The following is a 6,051-nucleotide window of genomic DNA, read 5'->3' on the forward strand; positions in this document are numbered from 1 at the left end:
CACCAGAGCGATCGCCACGCAAAGCCGAACTATTCGCCTGCCTGTCCACATCACGGAAAAGCTCAACAAGATTAAAAAAGCTCAACGCAAAATTTCTCAGGAAAAAGGACGTACTCCTAAAATTGAAGATTTAGCTAAAGAGTTGGACATGACAGCAGCACAAATCCGCGAAGTCTTATTGCGTGTACCTCGTTCAGTTTCTTTGGAGATTAAGGTAGGTAAAGAAAAAGATACTGAGTTGGGAGATTTATTGGAAACAGAAAGTGCTTCTCCTGAAGAAACCCTGATGCGGGAGTCTTTACAAAAAGATTTACATTATCTTTTATCAGAATTAACCAGCCGAGAACGCGAAGTAATCCAAATGCGGTTTGGATTTGGAGGTGAAAAACCCTTTTCCTTAGCAGAAATTGGTCGTTGTTTAGAATTATCTCGCGAACGAGTCAGACAAATCGAGGCAAAAGCCTTGCAGAAATTACGCCAACCACGACGCAGAAATTTAATTAGAGATTATTTAGAGTCCCTCAGCTAAATAAATTAGCAAGCAATTAGTTTGAACCAGGTTGGGCATTGCCTAACCTTTTTTCTTGTTTAGCGATCGCCGATTTAATCGATTCAAAAAAAATCTGTGACTCAATGGTGTTTTTTTAAGAGCTTAAGGGAACTATAAGTATCACAGTTACAGTTATCAACTAGTTTCCATGCCGAGAAAAGCAGACGAATACGCAGTTCATATTTTGATTGCTGGCGGTCATCGAGAAGAAGTTCGATTTAGTACCGTGCAAGAGTTTCAAAAATGGTATAGCACAGAGTTAATGACTAAATCTGATTCTGCCGATTTTGTGAATGTGCCGATTAAAAACATCCAGGGGGAATATATGGTGCTTCGCCCTCAAAGTGTCTTAGCTATTCGAGTAGAGCCTGTATTTTTGGGTAGCGTCGAAAGATTTTAAGTTGTTCTTTAGTCTGACTAGCAGCTAGTTGAGTAATCAATTAGCTGTTTTTTTTAGGGTTTTTTTATGGTTAAAATGTAGCTACTTTGATCGGACTGAGCGGAGCTTTTTTCCGTCTCTGGCGACTTTTCTTTTATTCCCCTAGAATCAAGATAACTATAAATTACAAATGCTTAAGCCTTTAACAAAGGAAAAAACAGAACAGTTAATTCCCCTCATTGCGACTGGAAAACAATATGCTTATTATTGGGGCAAGTGGTCTGATGTATTGAATCGACTTTTAATTTCTTTTATTGGGGTAGTCGTAGTTTTAATTTTAAATGCGCTGTTTGGAAATCAAGCAGACGCTTTAATTCTACTTTTAGGTGGCATTGTTGCACTTTACTGGTTATGGTGTCCTGTTTATCAGGCAAGCCTGCGTAATTCGGCTAGTCGTCGTTTTAAATATTCTGGTTTTTGGCGGGGCAAAGTTTTAGATGTCTACCTAACAGAAGAATTAATCGGCGAGGAAGAAACGGTTAATCAACGGGGAGAATTAGTAATTGTTGAGAATCGAGAACGCTGGATTAACTTGGTTTTGGGGGATGAAACAGGTTTTGAGGTTGAGGTTCAAGCTCCCCTACAGCGTATTCACAAAGGAATTAAACCAGGACAGACAGCTGAATTATTAGTGTTGTCCAACGAGTTAGATCTGAGTCAAATAAATAAAATTTCTGATGCTTATCTTCCTCAAAAAGATCTTTGGGTTGGACAATATCCCTATATTCAAAGAGATGTGTTTCTCGAAGTTAGCCGTCAATTAGGAGGAAAAACTCCCCCCAGAGTACGTCGCCAAAGCAATTCTAGAATTAAAAGACGCGATCGCTAATTTCTATTGGATCATCAGTAGCTTCTTTGCTTTGCTCGCCATGCCAAACTAATCAAGCTGTTAATAACCGTCGCAGCAATGTTAGCGCCACCTTTTTGCCCATCAATAAATATAAAGGGAATATCAAAGTTCTTGAGTTTTTGCTTAGTTTCCAAGTCAATAAACATGGGCGGAGTTACGACGGTTAAACTAGGATCGATAATTTTGTTTTTGAGCAAATCGATCAGCGTCAACAAGGAAGTTTGATCTTGACCAATAACAAACATACTCTGAGGATACTTGCGACCCAAAATTTCTAGTCCTTGAGAAGCCCTACTCCTATCTTTTGCCACATTGCCACTAGTAGTAGCGCAACAGTAGACGGGATTAGTAAAGGTCTTTTGCAGCTTGGGAACGATGCTTACCTGAATCTCTGGTACATCGACAATAATTGGCGTAACTGCCGTCAGTGCTGCTGCGCCTTTAGCTAATGCACCAGGAGAAAATTTAAGCAAAGACTGATATTCAAGATCGGCAGTGCAGTAGACAACCTGACGTATTATTTCGTATTGAGCAGGAGTAATATTTCTGCTAATTTCGCCAATTTGACGATCAATTGTAGCTAAAGAAGAAGCGTCAGTAAAATCTAAGTTCATCTGTTTATAAGTTAGTGCTGTTATTGAATATGCTTTTTTACACAGGTTAACTTTATTAACTGCTCCATAACTCAATATTAAAACACATCGGCTTTTGATGATTAGACTTGAACAAGAATTCGGTCAATGATTGTAGTTGCGAAAATGAATTTCTTAGTCGAGACAGATAAGTAGCAAGATAGATTTACTCAAGTTTAAGTCTATCAATTTAAAACTATTATTATTTTCACCGCTTGACATTTAAGCAAATACTTAACTATTATAGTTTTAGTTAAGCAAACACTTAACTATTGTGTATATATGAGTAGAACTACTGGTAATGCTGATGTTTTTGCGGCGATCGCCGATCCGACTCGACGGGCAATCCTCGACTTACTAAGTCAAGGAGAACAACCTGTTAAGCAAATCGCCCAACCGTTTTCGATGTCTTTGCCTGCCATTTCACAACATTTAAGCGTGTTGTGTGAAGTAAAACTTGTTACCCAGAGAAAAGAAGGACGACAGCGATTTTATCGTTTAAATCCAGAGCCTTTAAAACAAGTATTTAACTGGGTAAGTTATTACGAACAATTCTGGCAAGACAAATTAGATGTTCTTGGTAACTATTTGGAGGATAATCCGTGAAAGAGCAAGTCAAACTAAATGTTTTTTATCCCCATCCACCAGAAAAAGTCTGGCAAGCTTTAACCGACTGTCGGGTGTTAAATGCTTGGATGATGCCCAATAACTTTGAACCATGTTTAGGTCATAAATTTAAGTTTGAAAGCAATTCTTTACCAGGCATAAAAACCATTATTCACTGTGAAGTAGTGGAACTAAATAAACCCAAACGCCTTGCTTATACTTGGCAAGATGAGATGACAAGTGAACCGTCATTAGTAACCTGGATACTAAACCCAGTTGAAGGCGGAACACAATTGCAATTAAGGCATCAGCCAACAGGGTATGCAACCACAGTTATTTCTGGTATTGGTACAGATTTAAAGCAGATTGATATTCGCCCAGGTTTATTTCTATGTGAACAGCCAACGAGTAACTTTAATGAGCAAATATCCCACACAAGTCTAGTTCAAATGCCAGCAGGAGAAGAACTAAATACTTTACTTAATCGCCAAAACTCAATAGATGAATGGAATTATCGTCTTAATTGCAAGTTACCGCAGGCATTACAAACTTACTGCTAATCGCTTATTAACACTCAAACAGCAGTCATGAATCAAGCAAGCCAATATTTGTTGACACTAGCAAAAAAAAGCATACAAGCTTATATAGCCCATCCCCAAGCAAAAGCAGCAATGATTACAGGATCTACTGCTCAAGGACAAGCAGATGCTTATTCTGATGTAGAGTTGTTTATTTATTATGACCAACTGCCCCCTAAAGAAGAGTTACAGCTTGCTCGTCAACAAAATCAAGGTTCTGAATCTATTTTAAGTTTTGGTAGCTGAAACAGTAGATTTAGTTGAATTACATTTGCCAGAAATAGATACAGCAAAGGTAAAGCGATCGCTTGAACGTCAGCAGTACATCTGCAAACCAATCACCGAGGAGAATAAATAAATATGATCTTTGCTTTCGACAAAATATCTAAAAAATGGCGATTTTTGCTTTTAGTTATCTGTACTATGCTGTTGTTAATTATTGGTGCAGCTTTTAAATTAAGTAATAGTTCCCAAGTTATTGCCCAAACTCAAGCAACTAATACCCAAACTAACGCTGCTGTTTACCACTTCAAAATCGGCAAGTTCAACGCCATGACTGTAAGTGATGGTAATTTAAAGATTGCTCCCAGTTTCTTTCTGCCTAACGCCGATCCTGCTGAAGTAGAAAACTCTCTTTATGAAAGTTTCTTACCTACCAATAGCGACTATTTATTTTATGTTAATGTTCTTTATATCGATACAGGAGAGCATAAAGTCCTGATTGATAGTGGTGCAGGAACGGCTTTTGGCGATACTGCTGGTTTTCTGGCTCAAAATCTTCAAGCTGCTGGGATTGACCCAAAAAGCATCGATACAGTCTTAATTACTCATGCTCACGGCGATCATATTGGGGGCTTGATTTCAGCAAATGGTAATTTAACCTATCCTAATGCGGAGTATTATATTTCCCAAGCAGAATGGGATTTTTGGACAGATCCTCAAGTTAGCTTGCCTAATTCTTTGGTAGACGACAAAACTAAGCAATCTGTGATTCAAGGGGCGCAACAGACGTTAAATTTAATTAAAAACAAGATAAAATTCTTTGAATTTGGATCGGAAATCATTCCTGGAATTATTGCCACAGAGACATCAGGACATACTCCAGGACACACATCATATTCGATCGCTTCAGAGCAAAACAAGTTAATCGCCACTGGCGATATTTTTTACAGCGATCCGCTGAATTTAGAACATCCCGATTGGGAAGTAGCATTCGACACTGATTTTGAACAAGGTCTTGCTACTAGAACAAACTTTCTCAACGAAGTTAGTGAGTCTAGAGTGGAATTGTTAGTTCCTCATATGCCTTTTCCAGGTTTAGGTCATGTTAGCGCGGAAGCAGATCGCTATGCTTGGACGCCTTCCTGGTGGAAGTTCGATCCTGCTTGATAAATAACAGGTAATTTGAAGTCTGGCGATGCCTTTATCCTCAATGCGACAAGGACAAGTGCGAAGCTGTTATCCGAAGGTGTCCTAAAGGATACCGCTTCGTATATATCCTTTGGGGATTCTTTAGGACGGCTAGCTGAGTCTTCGACTTGCTCCGCAACCGCGATCGCTTGTACATCAACAGCACATCTGGAAATCAATCACCGAGGAGAATAAATAAAAAATGTTAGAGCAAAAATTCACTGATACCAATACTCAATCCTGGCATAATTTAGAGCAACTTCCAGGTACGCAAATTCTGCCTTTAGCTGAACCAGTAACCCAAGGTTCGATTCATAGGTTGCGAATGAAACAAGGTACTGTCATTCCCGTTCACTATCATCCCTGTGATGAATATGTTTATGTTCTCGAAGGAATTATTGAGACAGACGGCAAAGAATGCAAATCGGGGACTTTCTGGTTTACTCCTGCTAATACCAAAAATGGTTCTCATAAAGCAATTACTGATGTCGAACTGCTGACAATTCGATTAGGTGCAATGGGAGAGTTTAAGTAATGTGAATTCGATGAAGAGACAAATTTTGGAGATGTCAGAAGTCAGAAGTCAAATGTAATGTATTGGAGATGGTTAAAATGAATTCAAATCCCAATTTTCCAACTTTTATTTCACTATCAGACACCAGAGAAACAGCTTTCGATCTCTATTCCCACTTACTAACGAAAAGAATTATCTTGTTACGAGGAGAATTAACAGAAGAAACAGCTAACGAGATTATTACGAAATTGCTATTTCTGGATGCTGAAGATTCAGGGCGAGACATCTTTTTATATATCAATAGTTCTGGTGGTTTGGTAACAGGAGCGATCGCTATACACGATACAATCGAACAAATTCACTCTGATGTTTGTACTGTCTGTATTGGCACTGCTGCATCTATGGGAGCAATCTTGCTGTCATCGGGAACTAAGGGGAAAAGGTATGCACTACCTAATGCTCGAATTAAAAT

11 protein-coding genes are annotated in these 6,051 nt (G+C 38.8%); 10 read left to right on the top strand and 1 reads right to left on the bottom strand.

Translation table 11 applies throughout. The annotated features are described in order from the left end of the window. From C7B62_RS23820 to C7B62_RS23830, 3 genes are all read left to right on the top strand, one after another. A partial coding sequence (locus C7B62_RS23820; protein ID WP_146132192.1) for a sigma-70 family RNA polymerase sigma factor occupies window positions 1-529 on the top strand: 529 nt, incomplete at its 5' end. Between the two features lie 169 nt (window positions 530-698). Then, entirely contained in the window at window positions 699-950 is a 252-nt protein-coding gene (locus tag C7B62_RS23825; protein ID WP_106243535.1) for a hypothetical protein, read from the top strand. 169 nt (window positions 951-1,119) lie between these two features. Beyond that, complete coding sequence (locus tag C7B62_RS23830; RefSeq protein WP_106243538.1) at window positions 1,120-1,818, top strand: phosphate ABC transporter permease; 699 nt, start codon at window positions 1,120-1,122, stop codon at window positions 1,816-1,818. A gap of 14 nt (window positions 1,819-1,832) precedes the next feature. Here the strand turns inward: C7B62_RS23830 and C7B62_RS23835 are convergent, their stop codons facing one another. Then, a complete protein-coding gene (locus C7B62_RS23835) occupies window positions 1,833-2,453 on the bottom strand; it encodes a precorrin-8X methylmutase (RefSeq protein WP_106243552.1) in 621 nt (206 codons plus the stop codon). Window positions 2,454-2,753: 300 nt separating this feature from the next. On the opposite strand from C7B62_RS23835, the gene C7B62_RS23840 reads away from it, so the two are divergent. From C7B62_RS23840 to C7B62_RS23865, 7 genes are all read left to right on the top strand, one after another. After that, a complete protein-coding gene (locus C7B62_RS23840; protein WP_106243541.1) occupies window positions 2,754-3,077 on the top strand; it encodes a helix-turn-helix transcriptional regulator in 324 nt (107 codons plus the stop codon). Then, a complete protein-coding gene (locus C7B62_RS23845) occupies window positions 3,074-3,637 on the top strand; it encodes an SRPBCC domain-containing protein (protein WP_106243545.1) in 564 nt (187 codons plus the stop codon). Before C7B62_RS23840 ends, C7B62_RS23845 begins: the two co-directional genes overlap by 4 nt. 27 nt (window positions 3,638-3,664) lie before the next feature. Further along, a complete protein-coding gene (locus C7B62_RS23850; RefSeq protein ID WP_199194353.1) occupies window positions 3,665-3,901 on the top strand; it encodes a hypothetical protein in 237 nt (78 codons plus the stop codon). Beyond that, the gene (locus C7B62_RS26975) at window positions 3,891-4,013 is read left to right on the top strand and encodes a hypothetical protein (protein WP_255414092.1); all 123 of its coding nucleotides are present in this window, start codon (window positions 3,891-3,893) and stop codon (window positions 4,011-4,013) included. The genes C7B62_RS23850 and C7B62_RS26975 overlap by 11 nt, the downstream gene beginning before the upstream one ends. A 2-nt stretch (window positions 4,014-4,015) precedes the next feature. Further along, window positions 4,016-5,044: an MBL fold metallo-hydrolase gene (locus tag C7B62_RS23855; RefSeq protein WP_199194354.1), complete on the top strand. Its 1,029-nt coding sequence runs from the start codon at window positions 4,016-4,018 to the stop codon at window positions 5,042-5,044. Between the two features lie 223 nt (window positions 5,045-5,267). Next, window positions 5,268-5,600, top strand: a complete 333-nt coding sequence (locus tag C7B62_RS23860; RefSeq protein WP_106243548.1) for a cupin domain-containing protein — start codon at window positions 5,268-5,270, stop codon at window positions 5,598-5,600. Window positions 5,601-5,677: 77 nt separating this feature from the next. Beyond that, window positions 5,678-6,051 (top strand): ATP-dependent Clp protease proteolytic subunit (locus C7B62_RS23865; RefSeq protein WP_199194355.1); only part of this gene is annotated, 374 nt, incomplete at its 3' end.

Source organism: Pleurocapsa sp. CCALA 161, from assembly GCF_003003995.1.
GTDB lineage: Bacteria > Cyanobacteriota > Cyanobacteriia > Cyanobacteriales > Xenococcaceae > Waterburya.